This is a genomic window from Gluconobacter oxydans (assembly GCF_006539685.1).
Taxonomy (GTDB): Bacteria; Pseudomonadota; Alphaproteobacteria; order Acetobacterales; family Acetobacteraceae; genus Gluconobacter; species Gluconobacter oxydans.
On record NZ_BJNM01000007.1, the window covers coordinates 37,891 to 54,549 of the forward strand.

16 protein-coding genes are annotated in these 16,659 nt (G+C 64.5%); 7 read left to right on the forward strand and 9 right to left on the reverse strand.

All coding sequences use genetic code 11. The features are described from left to right. The first annotated feature begins 7 nt into the window (after window positions 1-7). Together GOX01_RS04625 and GOX01_RS04630 are read left to right on the forward strand one after the other, a co-directional pair. Complete coding sequence (locus GOX01_RS04625; protein WP_011253484.1) at window positions 8-1,420, forward strand: sugar porter family MFS transporter; 1,413 nt, start codon at window positions 8-10, stop codon at window positions 1,418-1,420. A 4-nt stretch (window positions 1,421-1,424) separates the two neighbouring features. Then, complete coding sequence (locus tag GOX01_RS04630; protein ID WP_024716768.1) at window positions 1,425-2,813, forward strand: MFS transporter; 1,389 nt, start codon at window positions 1,425-1,427, stop codon at window positions 2,811-2,813. Here the strand turns inward: GOX01_RS04630 and GOX01_RS04635 are convergent. Continuing rightward, the gene (locus tag GOX01_RS04635; RefSeq protein ID WP_011253487.1) at window positions 2,782-3,450 is read right to left on the reverse strand and encodes a class I SAM-dependent methyltransferase; all 669 of its coding nucleotides are present in this window, start codon (window positions 3,448-3,450) and stop codon (window positions 2,782-2,784) included. The two genes, GOX01_RS04630 and GOX01_RS04635, sit on opposite strands and share 32 nt — an antisense overlap. Further along, window positions 3,447-4,364 (reverse strand): 4-hydroxybenzoate octaprenyltransferase, encoded by a 918-nt coding sequence (ubiA, locus tag GOX01_RS04640; protein WP_011253488.1) that lies wholly within the window; start codon window positions 4,362-4,364, stop codon window positions 3,447-3,449. The genes GOX01_RS04635 and ubiA overlap by 4 nt, the downstream gene beginning before the upstream one ends. Before the next feature lie 35 nt (window positions 4,365-4,399). On the opposite strand from ubiA, the gene GOX01_RS04645 reads away from it, so the two are divergent. The 4 genes from GOX01_RS04645 (at window position 4,400) to GOX01_RS04660 (ending at window position 8,210) form a co-directional block, all read left to right on the forward strand. Beyond that, window positions 4,400-5,152 carry a 16S rRNA (uracil(1498)-N(3))-methyltransferase gene (locus GOX01_RS04645; protein WP_011253489.1) on the forward strand — a complete coding sequence of 251 codons (753 nt, stop codon included), beginning with the start codon at window positions 4,400-4,402 and terminating at the stop codon, window positions 5,150-5,152. 67 nt (window positions 5,153-5,219) lie between these two features. Continuing rightward, on the forward strand, window positions 5,220-6,596 hold the full coding sequence (locus tag GOX01_RS04650) for a glutamate--cysteine ligase (protein WP_024716769.1): 1,377 nt from the start codon (window positions 5,220-5,222) through the stop codon (window positions 6,594-6,596). Window positions 6,597-6,623: 27 nt separating this feature from the next. Beyond that, complete coding sequence (gene mbfA / locus GOX01_RS04655) at window positions 6,624-7,580, forward strand: iron exporter MbfA (protein ID WP_041112190.1); 957 nt, start codon at window positions 6,624-6,626, stop codon at window positions 7,578-7,580. Between the two features lie 3 nt (window positions 7,581-7,583). Beyond that, window positions 7,584-8,210, forward strand: coding sequence for a LolA family protein (locus GOX01_RS04660; RefSeq protein WP_011253492.1), 627 nt, complete (start codon window positions 7,584-7,586; stop codon window positions 8,208-8,210). A 4-nt stretch (window positions 8,211-8,214) separates the two neighbouring features. Here GOX01_RS04660 and rsmI read toward each other — a convergent pair whose 3' ends face one another. Continuing rightward, on the reverse strand, window positions 8,215-9,048 hold the full coding sequence (gene rsmI, locus GOX01_RS04665; RefSeq protein ID WP_024716770.1) for a 16S rRNA (cytidine(1402)-2'-O)-methyltransferase: 834 nt from the start codon (window positions 9,046-9,048) through the stop codon (window positions 8,215-8,217). Window positions 9,049-9,197: 149 nt separating this feature from the next. Here rsmI and GOX01_RS04670 point away from each other — a divergent pair, with 149 nt between their 5' ends. After that, a complete protein-coding gene (locus GOX01_RS04670; RefSeq protein WP_062269776.1) occupies window positions 9,198-10,520 on the forward strand; it encodes a penicillin-binding protein activator in 1,323 nt (440 codons plus the stop codon). 87 nt (window positions 10,521-10,607) lie between these two features. Here the strand turns inward: GOX01_RS04670 and GOX01_RS04675 are convergent, their stop codons facing one another. The 6 genes from GOX01_RS04675 to GOX01_RS04700 form a co-directional block, all read right to left on the reverse strand. Further along, window positions 10,608-10,991 (reverse strand): hypothetical protein, encoded by a 384-nt coding sequence (locus GOX01_RS04675; protein WP_024716772.1) that lies wholly within the window; start codon window positions 10,989-10,991, stop codon window positions 10,608-10,610. Between the two features lie 165 nt (window positions 10,992-11,156). Further along, window positions 11,157-12,071 (reverse strand): lysophospholipid acyltransferase family protein, encoded by a 915-nt coding sequence (locus GOX01_RS04680; RefSeq protein ID WP_011253496.1) that lies wholly within the window; start codon window positions 12,069-12,071, stop codon window positions 11,157-11,159. After that, the gene (gene lpxK, locus GOX01_RS04685) at window positions 12,068-13,051 is read right to left on the reverse strand and encodes a tetraacyldisaccharide 4'-kinase (protein WP_011253497.1); all 984 of its coding nucleotides are present in this window, start codon (window positions 13,049-13,051) and stop codon (window positions 12,068-12,070) included. Before lpxK ends, GOX01_RS04680 begins: the two co-directional genes overlap by 4 nt. Continuing rightward, window positions 13,048-14,928, reverse strand: a complete 1,881-nt coding sequence (locus GOX01_RS04690; RefSeq protein ID WP_011253498.1) for a glycosyltransferase N-terminal domain-containing protein — start codon at window positions 14,926-14,928, stop codon at window positions 13,048-13,050. The genes lpxK and GOX01_RS04690 overlap by 4 nt, the downstream gene beginning before the upstream one ends. Window positions 14,929-14,998: 70 nt before the next feature. Further along, window positions 14,999-15,727 carry a polysaccharide lyase family 7 protein gene (locus GOX01_RS04695; RefSeq protein ID WP_011253499.1) on the reverse strand — a complete coding sequence of 243 codons (729 nt, stop codon included), beginning with the start codon at window positions 15,725-15,727 and terminating at the stop codon, window positions 14,999-15,001. Between the two features lie 42 nt (window positions 15,728-15,769). Next, entirely contained in the window at window positions 15,770-16,654 is an 885-nt protein-coding gene (locus GOX01_RS04700; RefSeq protein ID WP_011253500.1) for a universal stress protein, read from the reverse strand. Window positions 16,655-16,659 lie beyond the last annotated feature (5 nt).

Below are 16,659 nucleotides of genomic sequence, written 5' to 3' on the forward strand. Positions count from 1 at the left end.
TACGGATATGGTTGGGATTGCTTCGTCTTCCAGTGAGGGGCCGTCCACGCAACAGCCCCGCAGCACGGCACGGGCGACAACCCTTGGTATTCTGGCAGCTCTGGCTGGACTGATGTTCGGCCTTGATACCGGTGTCGTCGCCGGTGCGCTTCCATTCATTGCAACCGATTTCCATGCAGGCGATGCCCTTCAGGGCTGGATTGTCTCGTCGATGATGGCCGGGGCGACGGTCGGATCGCTGTTTGCAGGGCGGATCTCGGTCCGGTTCGGCCGCACGGGCGCCATGCTCGGGGCGGCGATCCTGTTCCTGCTCGGAACGCTGCTCTGCGCCCTGGCGCCGGGGCCTGCGATCATGATCGTCGGACGGCTTTTCCTTGGCCTCGCGGTCGGTGTGGCCGCCTTTGCCGCCCCGCTCTATATTTCCGAAATCACGGTTGAGTCCGTCCGTGGCGCCATGATTTCGTTCTATCAGCTCATGGTGTCGCTGGGGATTTTCCTCGCATTCGTTTCCGACAGCCTGCTGGCTTCGGGCGGCCACTGGCGCTGGATGCTCGGCGTCATGGCATTGCCGGCCAGTTTCTTTCTTGGAATCGTCCTGATCCTGCCCCACAGCCCGCGCTGGCTGATGATGCGCGGGGAAAAGGAGCGTGCGCGGCGCGTCCTGCAGAGCCTGCGCTCGGATGAGGAAGTGGCCGAAGCGGAACTGGTCGACATCCAGTCACGTCTGCAGAAGAGCAGCGATGCGGGTCTGGGGCTTTTCAGGAGCAACCCCAATTTCCGCCGGACGGTCTTCCTGGGCATGCTGCTCCAGATCATGCAGCAGCTCTCGGGGATCAACGCGCTTCTGTATTATGCCCCGCGCGTCTTTCAGGCAGCGCATTTCGGGACGAACGCGTCCATCTGGGCCACCACGCTTGTGGGCCTGACGAACATGGCGCTGACCGGGGTGGCGATTGCTTGCGTCGACCGGTGGGGCCGGCGTCCTTTGCTGATCCTCAGCTGCGGTATCGCGGCATTTTCGCTGGCAGGGGTGGGAACATTGCTGGCCATCGGTGCGCAGAGCTTCGGGCTGCAGCTTCTGTTGTGCGGATTCGTTCTTCTGTTCGTGGCGGGTTTTGCCATTGGTGAAGGGCCGCTGGTCTGGACACTGTGCTCGGAAGTGCAGCCGACGCGGGGGCGGGATTTCGGGATCGGCTGTTCCACAGTGACCAACTGGGCCGCGAACTGGGCCATTTCCAACATGTTCCCGCTGGGCATGGCGATGATGGGAGCCTCCTCCACGTTCCTGATGTTTGCCGTCTTCAATGGTCTTTTCATTCTTGTGACCGTATTGTTCGTCCCCGAAACGAAAGGCGTCTCGCTCGAGAGGCTGGAAGCCAATCTTTTTGCAGGCACGCGCCTGCGTGATCTGGGGCGGTGAGAGAATGACGGTGACGACGGAAGACGGTCCTCAAGAAGAGTACGACGCTAAACGCCATGCCGGGCTTTATGGAGCCCAGCGCCTCAAGGCGATGTCGGCCGTGCTTCTGGCGCTCCTTCTGTCGGTTCTGGATTATGCGATCGCCAATGTGGCCCTGCCGCTGATTGCGCAGGACCTGCATGCGTCGTCCTCACGGGCCATCTGGGTCGTGAATGCTTATCAGCTGGCCAATCTGTCATGCCTTCTGCCACTGGCCTCGCTGGGCGCGCGCGTCGGGTTTGCGCGACTGAGCCAGCTCGGGATTTTCCTGTTCCTGATCGCGTCCGTCGCCTGTGCGCTGTCTCAGAACCTGCTGGAGCTGACGCTCGCGCGGGCGCTGCAGGGAGTTGGCGGCGCCTGCATCATGAGTGTGAATATCGCGCTCGTCCGTTTCATCTACCCGCATAAGGAACTGGGGCGCGGGATTGCCTTGAACGGGCTGTTCGTGGGCCTCGGCGTGGCGCTTGGGCCGTCCCTGGGGTCGCTGATCCTGTCCGTTGCGAGCTGGCCGTGGATTTTCTGGATCAATCTGCCGCTGGCCCTCGCGGCTCTGGCTCTGGCCCATGCCGCACTGCCGCAGACACCACGGAGCGATATTCCGACCGATATGGTCGGCTCCCTGCTGACCGTGGCTTCATTTGCGCTGACCGGTGTGGGGCTCGACGGGCTGATGCATGCCGATTTCCTGTCCGGCGCGGCTGTTACGGTTGCGGGTGTGCTGTGCTGGGCCATGCTGCTGCATTATCAGCGCGAGAGGCTGGAGCCGATCGTGCCGGTTGATCTGCTGGCGCGCAGGCCGTTCCTGCTGGCCTGTCTGGTCGGGTTTCTGGGGTTTGTGGCCTCCAATCTTTATATCGTGGCGATGCCGTTCACGCTGGCGACCGCGTTTCACCGCGGGCCCGGGACAATCGGTCTTCTGATTGCGCCCTGGGCTGTCGGGGTGGCGACGATGTCCTTTGTGGTCAGCCGTCTGGCGGATCGTTTTCCGGCGTCGGTGCTGTCCTCGATCGGTCTGCTCATTACGGCGAGCGGATTCTGTCTGCTGTGGTTTCTGCCGACGGATGCCGGCAACTGGGCCATCGCCTGGCGGACGCTGTTTGCCGGATGCGGGTTCGGGCTGTTCCAGCCGCCCAATAACCGCGCAATCATGGTGACCGCGCCTCCGGGCCGTGAGGGCGGGGCGAGCGGCATGCTCTCCGTTGCGCGGCTGGGTGGGCAGACAACGGGGGCTCTGCTCGTGGCTGGACTGTTTACGGTCTTTCCCCATCCGGCCTTCATCTGCCTGGGGGCGGCGATGATGGCGGCGCTGACGGGATCCGCGCTCAGCCTGGGACGGAAATATCTCGCAGCCTGAAGAGCGTGGTGGCGCGCTGGTCCGCGCTTTCCAGCTCCTGTGTGACGGGAACGGTCTGCCGGGTCAGCACTTCGAGCGGCATTGACGGCGCATAGTGTCGGCCCGGATCGCAGAGCCAGACTTCGCAGGTTTTCGAACATTCCAGCAGCCAGGGCACGATCCGCGCCGCCATAGCCTCGTTGTAACAGACGTCTCCGATCACCAGCAGGTCACAATCGGGAATCGTTCCGATCAGGTCTCCGGCGACGGGGGCGATGGTCACGCTGTTGAGGCGTGCATTCAGAGCCGTGGCTTCCAGCGCCATGGGGTCGATATCGTTGGCCTGTACATCGGATGCACCCGACAGGGCCGCGGCAATGGCGGCGAGACCGCATCCGCAGGCTACATCCAGAACACGGCGCCCCCGGACATGCCCGGGATTATCGAGAATGAAGCGTGCGATGAGCTGGCTGCCGGGCCATGCGAAGGCCCAGAAGGGCGGTTCGATGCCGATCTGTTCGAGATAGACTTCGCTGGCCTGCCAGATGGGGGTGATTTCGGTCGCCAGATGCAGGGAAATCTCCGGCACGAGCGTGGCCTGTGCGATGGCAGTGTTGTCGCGGATGAAACCGGCGGGATCGCTCAGGGCCGTGCTCATCCGAAAAGTCTTGCGGCGACAAACCCTGCGGCCAGCACGAATCCGATGGGCACGTTACGGCGGAACTCCTTAAGGCAGGCCGGAGCGTCATAAGGGTTCAGCGCGCGGGCCTGCTGGAGCAGCAGGGCGGTCGCCAGGGCAAGGAACGGCCAGAAAGTCCAGTGCAGATGCGCGTGGATGGCGACGAGTGCCAGCGCCAGAAGCATGAGGCTGTAGCAGGTGGCGATGAACGGGCGGGCGCTCTTTTCCATAAGACGCGACGTGGAGCGGACGCCGATGCGGGCGTCGTCGTCCATGTCCTGAAAGCCGTAGATCGTGTCGAATCCGAGCTGCCAGAGAATGACGGCGCCATAGAGCAGCAAGCCGTTGCCATCCAGTGTGCCGGCGGCCGCGGCATATCCCATCGGCGCGCCGAATCCGAAGGTGAACCCCATGACGAGCTGTGGCCACCAGGTGACGCGCTTGGCGGCCGGATACAGAGCAACCAGCAGGAGCGCGAGCGGGGCGAGCGCCCAGCAGACGGGCGGCAGGCAGACCAGCACGCCCAGCCCGATCAACAGCAGGACGGCCAGGAGGAGCAGGCCCTGTTTCAGGGACAGTGCGCCGCTGGCGAGCGGGCGGCCAGCAGTGCGGGCGACCTTGGCGTCGATGTCGCGGTCCCAGATGTCGTTCACGACGCAGCCGGCCGAGCGCATGACAAGCGAGCCGAAGGCGAACAGGGCCGTGTCGATCAGGCGCGTCTGAAGCGATGCATGGGGTGCAAGGAACAGGCCCCACACGCCGGGCAGGAACAGGAGCCATGTTCCGACCGGGCGGTCGAGACGGGCGAGCAGGGCGTAGGAGCGCCATGGCTCGGGCAGGCGCGCAATGCGGCCGGTCAGCTGGATATCGGTATGGGCGCGGGTCTGGCTCATGGGAGATGTGATGCTGCGCGGACATGCTTCCGTCAATGGGCGAGGCGCGCTATCGGAAAAGGATGAACCGATCCGACCCCCGTCTTTACGTCCCTGCGTCTGAAACAGCCTTCGTGGAAGGCCAGACCATCCCGCTTCCTTCCGGGCAGGCGCATTATCTGGGCAATGTCATGCGGCAGGGCGTGGGCAGCGCTGTCCGGGTGTTCAATGAGCGGGACGGCGAGTGGGCAGCAGAGATCGCGTCCCTGAAAAAGGACAAGGGAAGTGTTCTGCTGCATCGCTGCGAGCGGACTCCGGCGCCGACGGACGGTGTGGAACTGCTGTTTGCCCCGCTCAAGCGGGATGCGACGGAACTTGTCATCCGTATGGGAACCGAACTGGGTGTGACGCGCTTTCGGCCGGTTGTGACGGAGCGGACCAATACGCACCGGCTCAATCTGGAGCGGCTGTCGCTCATTGCGACCGAAGCGGCCGAGCAGTGCGAACGACTGGATATTCCGGAGATCCTGCCGCCTGAGTCGCTGCGGGTGGTGCTGGCGGGGTGGCCGGACGATCGTCCGCTGTTTGCCGCGCTTGAGCGCCGTCCGGGTGAGGATGCGGGGGTGCAGGCCGCGGCCCTGCTGATCGGGCCGGAGGGGGGCTTTTCCGAGGCGGAAGTGGAGCTTCTGCGGCGGCATGCTGCTGTTCATGCACTCAGCCTGGGGCCGCTGGTGCTGCGGGCGGAGACGGCCGTGTGTGCGGGGCTGTCCCGTCTGGCGGCGAGGGCTGAGGATGCCGCCCGAGGGTGACAGAATCGTCGAACCTGCTACAGTTCAATCATTATCGAACAACGAATTCAGACCGAGGCCAAACGCCATGTCCAATCCCGGCACGTCCAATACTGCGTCGATCGAAAGCCGGGCGCAGCTCGTCGAGGCGATCGCGCGTGGTTGCAAACCGCAATCGGAATGGAAGATCGGCACCGAACATGAAAAATTCGGTTTTGTTCTTCCTCATGCTGCTGAAGGACGCGAACCGCTCTCCCCGCCGCCTTACGAGCCGCGCGGAATCGGAGCACTGCTGGAGAAGCTTCAGGGACCGGACTGGGCGCCGATCATGGACGGTGAGAACCTGATTGGTCTGAAGGGCCAGAACGCACAGGCAGGACGGGCGATCTCGCTTGAGCCGGCCGGGCAGTTCGAGCTTTCGGGCGCGCCGGTTGTCTCGATTCAGGAAACCGAAGCGGAAATGCAGGCGCATTTCGATCAGGTGCGTGGTCCGGCTGCGGAACTCGGGCTTGGCTTCCTGCCGTTCGGTTTTCAGCCGCTCTGGCCTCGCGATGCCATGCCGTGGATGCCCAAGAGCCGCTATGCGATCATGCGCAACTACATGCCGAAAGTCGGTTCGCTCGGCCTCGACATGATGACGCGGACCTGCACGGTTCAGGTCAATCTTGATTTCAGCGATGAAGCCGACATGGCGCGCAAGATGCGCGTGTCGCTGGCACTTCAGCCCGTGGCGACTGCGCTGTTTGCGAACTCGCCTTTCGTCGAGGGCAAGGCCAATGGCCTGCTGTCCAACCGTGCACGGATCTGGACGGATACGGACAACCAGCGTTCGGGACAGCCTTCGGTGTTCTTCGAGGACGGGTTCGGTTTCGAGCAGTATGTGGACTGGGCGCTGGACGTGCCGATGTATTTCGTCTCGCGGGACGGAAAGAACATCGACGTTGCCGGCTGCTCTTTCCGGCGCTGGCTGGCGGGCGATGTGCAGGAACCGCTGAAGGGCCTGACGCCGACAGTCGGGGATTTCGAAGATCATCTGACGACGGTGTTCCCGGATGTGCGTCTCAAGCAGTTTCTTGAAATGCGCGGCGCGGATGCGGGCAAGCTGGAAATGATGGTGGCGCAGTCGGCCCTGTGGGTCGGTCTGCTTTACGATCCCGCCACGCTGGAAGCGGCCGAGAAGCTGGTGCGTGAGCAGCCCTGGAGCGTGTATCAGCAGCTTCGGGCCGAAGTGCCGCGTCTGGGGCTGGATGCCGCGTTCCCGGGTGGTCTGAAACCGTTTGCCAAGCGCGTGGTTGAACTGGCCGAGCAGGGTCTGCGGGCGCGTGTGCGCAATGAGGCCGGGTATCTCGATCCGCTGCATCTGATTGCGGATGGCGGTCCGAATCAGGCCCAGTACTGGCTGGACCTGTATAACGGTGCCTGGGGCCAGAGCGTGAAGCCGCTCTTTACCGAAGCCGCCATCTGATTTTACGAGACGGGATCTGCTGCCTACGTGACGAAACTTTCCGATCTGACCGAACGCGAAATCCTTGCGCTGGCCATCGCCAGCGAGGAGGAGGATGGTCATATTTACGCGGATTTCGGCCAGATGCTGGCGGAGGATTATCCCGACAGCGCCGCCATCTTCCAGGACATGGCGGAAGAGGAAAACCACCATCGCCGCGCGCTGATCGATCTGTTCGTCCGGCGGTTCGGTAATCATATCCCGCTGGTCCGCCGGCAGGATGTGCAGGGGTTTCCGTCCCGCAAATCCGCCTGGCAGATGCAGAATCGTGGGATCGAGGCGATCCGGGCGCAGGCAGCCGATATGGAGCGGCAGGCGGCGCGGTTCTATCGTCAGGCCGCCGGGCAGACCAACGATGCCGAAATCCGCAAGCTGCTGGGCGATCTGGCGACCGAGGAAGACCGGCACCAGCGGGAAGCGCGGCGGCTTGAAGACGCGCATCTGAATGATAATACCCGTGACCGCGAGGATGAGCACAGCCGCCGGGATTTCGTCCTGCGTGTCGTGCAGCCGGGGCTGGTCGGGCTCATGGATGGTTCGGTCTCGACGCTGGCGCCCGTCTTTGCGGCGGCGTTTGCAACGCATAGTCCGCATGCGGCCTTTCTGGTCGGGCTTGCGGCGTCGCTGGGGGCCGGGATTTCCATGGGGCTTGCGGAGGCTCTGGCGGATGATGGCAAGCTGTCCGGGCGTGGGGCTCCCCTGCTGCGCGGTCTGATCTGCGGCGCCATGACGTTCGGGGGTGGCATCGGGCATACGCTGCCGTTTCTCGTGCCGGATTTCCATCTCGCCTTTGGTGTCGCGATTATCGCCGTGGCGATCGAGCTTCTGCTGATTTCCTGGGTGCGCTGGCGGTATCAGGACACACCGTTCGGATCGGCCATGGTGCAGGTCTTTCTCGGCGGGGCTCTCGTTTTTGCAACCGGTGTGCTGATTGGCAGTTCCTGAGACATGATGAACCGTTCTTTTTTCCGCGCTGCCGCTCTGGTGGCGCTCCTGCCTGTTGCACTGCCATCCATGGCTTTTGCGCAGGCGACTCCCGCCCAGCTTCGTCCTGCGGATCAGGGCTGGATTTCACGGATTGAAGACACGCTGGGGCAGGTCACGACCCTTCAGGCGCGGTTCCGTCAGACGGCGGCGGATGGCAGCACGACGGTTGGGACGGCGACACTCGATCGTCCGGGCCGCATGCGTTTCGATTACGACAAGCCGAGTCCGCTGCTGCTGGTCGCCAATGACGGGCGGGTGGTGTTTCAGGATCGCAGCGTCGATCAGGTCACGACCATTCCGCTGGACCGCACACCGCTCGGGCTTCTGCTGCGTCCGGAACTCAAGCTGTCAGGCGATGTGACGGTGACGGGCTTCGAACACAGCAACGGGCAGATCAGGGTGCAGGTGGTTCGGACGCAGAGCGCCGGGGAGGGCACTCTGACGCTCGTCCTGTCCGATGCGCCGCTCGGTCTTTTGGGCTGGACGGTCGTGGATGCGCAGGGGCGCACGACCACGATTGCCCTCTCCGATGTGCGTTTGGGCGGGACCGTGCCTCAGTCCCTGTTTGTCCTGCCCAAGGCAGACTGAGACTTCAGTCTTTCAGCTCGCGCGAAAGCTCCAGCGCGCGGGCATAGACCGTGCGTTTGGGCAGCTTGACGATTCCCGCCACGAGAGCGGCGGCATCCTTAACCGAATGGGTTGTCAGGGCCTCGCGCAGATGCGTGTCCAGATCGGCGGCGCCGCTGTCATCTTCGGCAGACGGTCCGATCAGGAGCGTGATTTCGCCCCGCGGTGCGGTTGTGCGGAAATGTTCCAGAACTTCTGTCAGTGTGCCGCGCACGATTTCCTCGAAGCGCTTGGTGAGTTCGCGGCCGACTGCGGCTTCCCGGTTCGGACCGAAAACGTCGATCAGGTCTTCCAGTGTTTCGATCAGGCGGTGTGGGGCTTCGTACCAGATCAGTGTGGAGTGCAGCCCGGCCTGTTCGGCAGCGCGCAGGGTGGCAAAGCCGGTTTTGCGGGCTTCGCTTCGGGGCGCGGGGAAGCCCAGGAACATGAAGGGCAGGGGCGGCAGACCCGACAGCGTCAGGGCCGTGACGACGGCGTTCGGGCCGGGAATGGCTGTGACATGGATGCCGGCCACGATGGCGGCCCGGACCAGCCGGTATCCGGGATCGGAGACCAGTGGCGTGCCCGCGTCGGAGACGACGGCATAGCGCGCGCCCTCTTGCAGTTTTTCGATCAGGAACGGAGTGCGGTCCTGTTCGTTATGGTCGTGCAGTGTCCGGGTTGGTGTGGCAATATTGCGCGAAAGCAGGAGCTTTGCCGTGACGCGCGTGTCCTCGCAGAGGATCGCGTCCACGGTGTTCAGCACCTCGATCGCGCGTTCGCTGATATCGGCCAGGTTGCCGATCGGCGTTGCAACCAATATCAGACATCCACCTTCGGCCTGGCCCTGCGCTGGCAGGGGGGCGGCCGGTAACGTTTCAGCCGCATCGCTCAAGGGAGTTTCAGCGGAACATGACTTTTCGGACATCTGCATCCTCGGTGACAAACTCAGGGGCGCATTGTCGCCCGTTGAGCCGTCTGCGCAAGGGTGTAAGCACCGGCCTCGCCGCGGGAACCTTCCTGACCCTTGCCGCCTGCTCGGGTGGCGGGTCGTCTTCCGTGCCGGGTGTGGGCGGCGTTCCGGGTGTTTCGGAAGGTCCGGGCGCGCATGATGTCGGGCTGATCTTGCCGCTGACGGGGCGCAATGCCGCTTACGGTCTGCGGATGCGCGATGCGGCGAAGCTGGCCCTTTCGGCCAAGGGATCGCCTGCGCTGGACGTGCATGACACCAATGCCCCGGGCGGCGCTGAGCAGGCGGCCCGGGATGCGCTGTCGCGTGGTGATGCCATCCTGCTGGGGCCTCTGACTGCGACGGAAACGTCTGCCGCGGCACCGCTCGCCGTCAATGCGGGCAAGGCGGAGCTGGCTTTCACCAGCGACTCCACGCAGGCCCGTCCGGGCGTCTGGGTCATGGGTCTGACGCCGGAGCAGCAGGTGCGCCGGATGGTCGATGCCGCCCGGGCGACGGGACGCCGGACTTTCGCGGCCTTCCTGCCGGATAATGCCTTCGGACATGCGATGGGTGACGGGCTGGCGCGGGCCTGCCGCGATGCAGGGCTGAAAGAGCCGCAGATCGTGTTCCATACGATGGACACGCAGAATATCGATGACGGTCTGAAGACGCTCTCCGCCATCGAGACGCGCCAGCCCGCTGCTCCGGAGCCTGCGCCGACAGATGTCCCGGCCGGCCCTTCCGCGATCGATCCGACGGGTGAGACGGCGCCCAACCCTGCAGGGACGGCAGAAACAGGCGCGACACCGCCTGCCACGCTAGGGGCCACTCCGGCTCCGGCACCTCAGGCCGTACCTGTTCCGCCGCCGCCATTCGATGCGCTGGTGCTGGCCGATACTGGGCTGGAACTGGGACGGGTCATTACGGCGCTCCAGGCGGATCATATCGATTCGTCGCAGGTCCAGATCATGGGGCCGGCGCTGTGGAAGGCGTTTGATGGCAAGCTCGGTGCGCTGCATGGAGCCTGGTATGCTGCGCCGGATGCGCATGACCGCATGGGCTATGTCGCGCAGTACCGGGCTCTGTACAGGCAGGCCCCGTCACCCGTCACGGATTTCGCCTATGATGCCGCGGCTCTGGCCGGAAGCCTGATCCGTCAGGGTGGCGTGACGACGCAGGCCCTGACGCGGCCGGATGGTTATATGGGTGTGGACGGTCTGTTCCGCCTGCGGCCGGACGGGCATGTCACGCGGGCGCTGGCGATCTATCAGATCCAGCGCGGCGGTGGCGCCCGCATCGTTGTGCCGGCTTCGCGGGATGTGGCGATCCGGCCGAGCTGATACGGTATTTTTTCAAAAGAAAAGCGCGTCCGTTTTTTTGAACGGCGCGCTTTTTTTGTGTCTGGTCGAGGAAATCCGGGCGCAGGGTCAGGCGGCGCAGGTCTCGGCAAGCGGCAGGACCGGGCGGATGACATGCAGGGCAAGCTCGAAGCTGGCATAGCTGCCGAGTTCGTGGTCACGGATCTGGTCGATCAGCACCCAGCGCATGCCCTGCGGCCGCAGCATATAGGCGGGATCGGGGTTTTCGCGGACCCAGACCAGAACATGATCGACGGGAGCCGTGCCATCTACATTGACGGTGTCATGGGCGGCCGGGGCGATTTCCGCATCAAACACGCCCATCCGCTGTCCGGCTTCCAGCCAGCGCAGCAGATACTCGCGGTGACGGGGGAGAAGGCCCTGACGCAGAGGTACGATGTTGCTCGCGTTGCGGCCATGAGAGAGGTCGTGAAGGTGAGCCACCTGCGCCATCAGGAAGTCCTCATCATAAAGCCGGGCAAGGCACCCGGGTCGTGGTGATGAGTTCAGGCTAGGGTCCGAAAGGCACGTTTCACAATCTTTAATAACGTCTGGAGACGGTTTTGCGACACAAACCATCCCTACTGTGACAAATCTGCCATGCTCTCAGCGCATAGCTTAACACTGTGTTGTCATATTCCGGTACAGGGATTTGTCCCAGCGGCGGTGCAGCCAGAGCCAGGAACCCGGAATATCGCGGATCCATGATTCGAGACGGTCATTGAACACCTGCGTCAGGACGAGAACGTCCCTGGCACGGTCGTCCGTTTTTGTCGGCATGAAGGGCGCATCCACGACCAGCACGAGTCTGGCCGGACCATCGCGGCGGACATGTCCGGTTACGATCAGGGCGTCGTGTCTCAGGGCGAACACCGCTGCGGCGGAGGCTGTCATGGCGGGGCGACCGAAGAGTCTGGCCTCGATCCCGTCATTCATTTTCTGATCACCCAGAACGCCTAGATTCCCGCCTTTGGACAGGTATTTCAGGGCTGCACGCGCACCTTTTGCGCCTTTGGGGAACATGGGCACGTCCTGGCCCATCGCGTCCTGCCGGAGTCTGTGGATCAGGCGGTCAACGCCGGGGTTGCTGGCCGCGCGGTAGAAGGACGCAAATGGCATGCCATAGCGCGCCACCACAGGCGGCATGAGTTCCCAGTTGCCGATATGGCCCGAAAAGAAAATGACGGGCCGGCCTGAGGCTCTGGCCGCTTCAAGATGCTCCGCGCCTTCAACGCTCCATCCCGCGCCGGAGGGCGTGTTCTGTTTCAGGCGGCTGATATGGGGGAACTCACCCACCGTGCGCCCCAGATTTTCCCAGCAGTCGCGGACGATGCGTCGGCGCGCGGGCGCGTCATATTCCGGCAGGGCGAGCTGAAGGTTCCGGTCTGCGACTTTCGAGACGGGCAGCAGCGGTCCGATTGTGCGGGCCACCAATCCGCCCAGACTGGAGGACGCTGCGGGCGGGAGGGTCCGGATCGCGGCCAGAAGAGCACGGACCAGAAGGGTTTCCGCGCGGTACAGGAAAGACGTCACGAGGCGGAAAACAGCAGATCAAGGAGGCGTTCGGGGGATTTCGGGTCAGCCCAGAGCAGCTCTACGCCGATGACCTTCACCTGCGTACGGAATGGAAATGGCAGTTTCACGGCGTCCTTGGCGGTCGTGACCAGCGTGGTTCCCGATTCCCGGCTGAGGGCTTCGAGGCGCTGGATGTCACGGGGCGTATAGAAATGGTGATCGGGGAAAGGGAGCGAACGGATGGGGGCGACGCCTGCGTCCCGGAGCATGTCGAAGAATTTTTCCGGGCGTCCAATGCCTGCAAACGCCACAATGCGTCGTCCCTGAAGGGTCCGGATTTCGGGTCCGGGCACCAGTCGGGCCTGCGCGGTCAGGAGATGCGGCGGGAACGTCGGGATCAGGTTGTGCCGGTCATCTCCCATGACGACGACGGCCTGGGCGCGGGCCAGGGCATCGGGCACCGGTTCGCGCAGGGGGCCGGCGGGCAGAACGCATCCATTCCCGAAGCCGGTGACGCCATCCACCACGAGGACGGAGACGTCCTGATGCAGTGTCGGGTTCTGGAAGCCATCATCCATAACGAGGCAGTCCGCACCCTGGGAGATGGCAAGGCGGGCGGTTTCGGCGCGGTCGGCCCCGATCCAGGTCGGGGCGCTCTGTGCAAGGAGGAGCGGTTCGTCGCCCACGTCGCGGGGCGTGCTGCGGTTCGGATTGACGCCGATCGGGCCGCGCTCGCGGCCGCCATGGCCCCGGCTCAGGATATGGGGGTGATGGCCCCGGTCCCGGAGGCGCTGGACGAGATCAAGGGTGAGGGGGGTCTTGCCGGTGCCGCCTGTGGTGATGTTGCCGCAGCACAGGACCGGAACAGAGGCATGAAAGGTCGGCTGTCTGAGGCGTCGGCGGGTGAGTGTTGTGGCGATGAAGGAAAACGGCCGCAGGAGACGGGCGGCGATGCTGCGGGTGGGGCGCAGCCAGAAACGGGGTGGACGACGCGTCATCGTTCAACCGTTTTCAGGATGCGGTCCCGCAGGACGCTCACCACGGAGCGCTGCAATCCCGTTGTCCTGACGGGCGGGAGAGGGGATTCGAGCCATCGTGTCAGACACTCCACATCGTTCACGACATGGATTGTATCAGAAACGGTGGCCATTGCCTCCCGCCAGTTCTCCATTTTCGGCCCCGTAGCCGTGGGGACCCCCAGACGGAGCGGCTCGAACGGGTTGTGGCCGCCGCCTTTTCCGGCAAGGGAATTGCCCAGAAAACAGCGATCCGCCAGACGGTAGAACAGACCCAGTTCGCCCAGCGTATCGGCCAGCCAGATCTGTGTCTGCGGTGTCGGATCCTGACCTGCCGCCCGTCGGGGCAGGTCAAAGTGGGCTGCCAGCTCTGCGCCGCGGGCCGGGTGGCGCGGGACGATGATGGTCAGCAGATCAGGCTGCAGCCTGCGGGCTTTTTCCGCGGCCTGAAGGACAAGTTCTTCCTCGCCAGGATGGGTGGATGCGGCGACGAAGACAGGACGGTCGCCGATCAGGCGCCTCAGCCGGGTATATTCAGCCTCGTCATAGGCCAGTGGCGGGGCGTCCTGCTTGAGGTCGCCGTCTTCATAGACCGGGAGAGCCCCCAGAGCCCGGAAGCGGGCTGCGTCTTCGGGGCCACGGGCGGCCACCCAGGACAGGCGCTTCATCATGCGCCGTGCCGGGTCTCCCAGACGGGTCCACAGACGGGCCGAACGGTCCGACAGGCGCCCGTTGACGAGCATGACCGGGATGTCGCGGCGCGAACAGGCGGCGATGATGCCGGGCCACAGTTCGCTTTCCACGAATATGGCGCCTTCCGGCTGCCAGAGGTTCAGGAAGCGCCTGAGCCAGCGTGGCACGTCATGGGGGATGAAGCGGTGGATGATCCTCTGCCCGTAAAGTGGATGCCGGGCCACGATTTCGCTGCCGGTGACGGTTGCGGTCGTAAAGAGGATGCGCATGTCGGGCCGCGCCTCGAGCAGGGCTTCGGCCAGTGGCAGGGCGCAGAGGGTCTCGCCGACGCTGGCAGCATGAATCCACAGAAGCTGCCCCGTGGGGCGGTGGCCTCGGCGCGGTCCCGTGCGCTCCAGTCCCATGCGCTCACGCAGGCGGTCGGGGAGTTCACGTCCGCGATGCAGACGGATGCGCAGCATGACTGTCAGGGCCGGGGCCATGAGGGTTCCGGCCACACGCCACAGACGGTCCGCCAGATTGGACTGCCGGTGCCGCACCACGCTCTCGGCGCGCAACGAGACGTCGTTCAGGGCATTTTGGAGGATCGTGGCATCGGGCTGGAACAGGGGTTCGCCCATGATGAGGGCGCCACGTCCGAACGGCAGGGGGAAAGCCAGTCCGTCCCATGACGGCAGACGCAGGCTCGTGCTGGCCATCCCGACAGGAACGACCGCACAGCGCGCGAGACGTGACAGGGCGACGGCTCCGGGCTGGACCAGTTCTGCTGGGCCGCGTGGCCCGTCAGGCGTGATTGCAACGAGGGAACCGGCTTCGAGCTCTTTCAGCGCCGTGCGCAGAACGGCCGCGCCACCCTTGTTCTTGCCCTTTTTGCTGGAAGATCCGTGGATGCCGATGATGCCCCAGGGACGGACGACATCGGCGATCAGCATTCCGTCCGGATTGCGGGAAATCAGGACCCGCAGTTCCAGGCGGGGTTCCAGCGTCCGCGCCCAGAACCACAGGGCCGAGCTGAGTGTCAGCGAGCGGTGCCAGAAGGCGACGACCGTACCCTGCGCCGGGGTTGTCAGGGTTTCGAGGGCGCGGGGTGAGCCACTGACCTGCCAGCGCGTGGAGCGCAGGCAGGTTCCCAGCCACAGGCGCAGGAGGCGCGGAAACAGGGTCATGCCGTGTCGGGTAGCACGCGGCGTTACAGGCGGCAAAGGTTGGACAGACTTTCCCGTACGGTCCTGGCCCTCACGGTGCCGGATGACGGACTTCCAGGGACGTGAAGGTCACCTGCGCCATGTCGCCGTGACAGGGCATGTGCCATCCGGTCTGACCGGCGACGGCTTCGAACCACATGACGGATGCGGTCCCGGCCATGGGCATTGCGAGCACGCTGCGACTGCCGTTGACGACAACGACGAGCGTTCCGTTGGGACGCGAGGAGATGGCATAGCTGACGTTGCGGTCCGGATAGATCGTACCGGCGACGATGTTGTGGGTCGAACTGCCATCATGGACGGTGACGGTCACCTGCGAGCGATGGCCGTCTGCGACCAGTTCCACAACGGCACCGTGCGGGCTCTGGATGCGGCCGATGATGACGCGCTGGTCGCTGGGCCAGGTGTCGATATGCAGGCTGGCGTTCATGTCGGCCGGAGTCTGCTGGAAATACCAGGCCGTGCCTTCACGCAGGACGGTGGCAGGGGCCGTCTGCCCCCGGATGGACGGCTGAAGCCCGTCCGTCCGCAGGATGATGGCGCCTGTTGCCGGGTTCTGCTGATAGAACGGGCTGTGGTAGCCGGTTGCGAGCGTGCTGCCCGGAACAAGGCGTAGTTTCAGCCGTGCCTGCGGCTCCTGAAGGGTGAAGCTGCCTGCCTGTGGCGGAGAGCGTGTGTCCATGGCCGATGCGGGGACCAGCGCGGTACCTGCCAGTGCGAGGGTCAGGCAGGTTGCGCAGATGAGGCGGGACAGGGACATGACGGTTCCTTCAGATCGGCAGGCAGGCGTGAACAGGGTGTTTCAGCGGCTCATGAGAACGGTGAGCTGCGCCTGTTCCAGAATGTGACGGGTGACACCGCCCAGAATCATCTGGCGCAGACGGGAGTGGGAATAGGCGCCCATGCCGAGCATGTCGGCATTGAACTCCGTGGCTGCCTTCAGGAGCCCCGCGCCGATGTCACGGTTGACGGCCTCGAACTCGCTGGCCGTGGCGGAAATGCCGTGCATCCGCAGATAGGTCACGACTTCATCCGCGCCCGGTCCGCGACGCTGGTAGTCCTGACAGGTCAGGACCTGCACGGCTTCGGCCTTGTGGGCCCAGGGCAGGATGCAGCGCAGGGCCAGTGAGGCTTCAGGCGTGCCGTTCCAGGCGATGGCGATGCGCTTGCCCACCGTCTTTGGCGGGGCGGGCGGAGCGATCACGAGCGGGCGTCCGCTGTCGAACAGGATGGCATGCAGCGTTTCGGAGGCGCGGGGGTCGCCGTCCTTGGCGAGGTTCGGGACCAGCGTCATGTCGGCCAGACGGGAGCGCCATGTCAGGGAATCGTGCTCGGTGCCGTTGAGGACATCGAGGCTGGCGCTGACGCCATCGCCCGCGGAGGAGCCGATCTTCGAGGGCTCGACCCGGCGGATGCCATGCTCGTGGATGAAGGCGTCGAAGGCCTTGCGGATCGCGATCGCGCGGCGCTGGGCCTCGGTCGTGGCCGTGTCGATCATTTCATTGACCATGCCGGCCGAGATGCCTTCACCGGCCAGCGTCGCGACTTCGGACGGGTCCGAGCCGACCACGACAGCGGACAGATGGGCATCGAAACGGCGCGCGAAATCCAGCGCGACCGACATGACGGCTTCGAGGTCACCGGAGCCGTTCAGGGGGAGAAGGATATTCTTGATGTCGATAAGCATGGGTC

Coding starts and splice junctions, on each gene's coding strand:
- GOX01_RS04625 (WP_011253484.1), top strand. CDS start 8: ATGGTTGGGATTGCTTCGTCTTCCAGTGAGGGGCCGTCCACGCAACAG.
- GOX01_RS04630 (WP_024716768.1), top strand. CDS start 1,425: ATGACGGTGACGACGGAAGACGGTCCTCAAGAAGAGTACGACGCTAAA.
- GOX01_RS04635 (WP_011253487.1), bottom strand. CDS start 3,450: ATGAGCACGGCCCTGAGCGATCCCGCCGGTTTCATCCGCGACAACACT.
- ubiA (WP_011253488.1), bottom strand. CDS start 4,364: ATGAGCCAGACCCGCGCCCATACCGATATCCAGCTGACCGGCCGCATT.
- GOX01_RS04645 (WP_011253489.1), top strand. CDS start 4,400: ATGGGCGAGGCGCGCTATCGGAAAAGGATGAACCGATCCGACCCCCGT.
- GOX01_RS04650 (WP_024716769.1), top strand. CDS start 5,220: ATGTCCAATCCCGGCACGTCCAATACTGCGTCGATCGAAAGCCGGGCG.
- GOX01_RS04660 (WP_011253492.1), top strand. CDS start 7,584: ATGATGAACCGTTCTTTTTTCCGCGCTGCCGCTCTGGTGGCGCTCCTG.
- GOX01_RS04675 (WP_024716772.1), bottom strand. CDS start 10,991: ATGGCGCAGGTGGCTCACCTTCACGACCTCTCTCATGGCCGCAACGCG.
- lpxK (WP_011253497.1), bottom strand. CDS start 13,051: ATGACGCGTCGTCCACCCCGTTTCTGGCTGCGCCCCACCCGCAGCATC.
- GOX01_RS04690 (WP_011253498.1), bottom strand. CDS start 14,928: ATGACCCTGTTTCCGCGCCTCCTGCGCCTGTGGCTGGGAACCTGCCTG.
- GOX01_RS04695 (WP_011253499.1), bottom strand. CDS start 15,727: ATGTCCCTGTCCCGCCTCATCTGCGCAACCTGCCTGACCCTCGCACTG.
- GOX01_RS04700 (WP_011253500.1), bottom strand. CDS start 16,654: ATGCTTATCGACATCAAGAATATCCTTCTCCCCCTGAACGGCTCCGGT.